Annotated in this window: 1 protein-coding gene and 1 pseudogene; one reads left to right on the forward strand and one right to left on the reverse strand. The window is 66.7% G+C overall.

The genetic code is table 11. The annotated features are described in order from the left end of the window. A pseudogene (locus FL344_RS38290) lies at positions 1–356 on the reverse strand (penicillin-binding protein 2); the annotation flags it as partial. On the opposite strand from FL344_RS38290, the gene FL344_RS40185 reads away from it, so the two are divergent. Continuing rightward, positions 285–438 (forward strand): hypothetical protein (locus FL344_RS40185; protein ID WP_368667465.1); only part of this gene is annotated, 154 nt, incomplete at its 3' end. The pseudogene FL344_RS38290 and the gene FL344_RS40185 overlap by 72 nt on opposite strands.

Here is a 438-nt window from a genome sequence, read left to right on the forward strand (position 1 = left end):
GCCTTGTTGGCCACCAGCGCGTTGCGCAGTTCCTTGAACGCCAGGTACTGGATGCGGCGGTCGATGCTGAGGGTCAGGTCCTTGCCCGGCTCGGCGGCGCGCAGCAGGTCGCTCTCGACGGTCTCGCCCTTTCGGTTGCGGATCACCCGCTTCGCACCGGCCTTGCCGCGCAACCATTCGTCGAACGCCAGCTCCAGACCTTCCTGGCCGCGGTCGTCGATGTTGGTGAAGCCCAGCACGTGCGCCATCGCTTCACCCTGCGGGTAGAAGCGGCGGAACTCGCGCTGCGCGGCCACGCCCGGAATCTTCAGCGCGACCACCTTCTCTGCCTCGTCCGGATTGATCCGGCGGCGCAGGTACATGAATTCCTTGTCCGACTTCTGCGACAGGCGGCTGCTCAGCTCATCCACCGACATGCCGACCGCCTGGGCCAGCTCC

Origin of the sequence: Myxococcus sp. AB036A (assembly GCF_006547355.1) — a bacterium.
In the GTDB taxonomy this organism is placed as follows: domain Bacteria; phylum Myxococcota; class Myxococcia; order Myxococcales; family Myxococcaceae; genus Myxococcus; species Myxococcus virescens.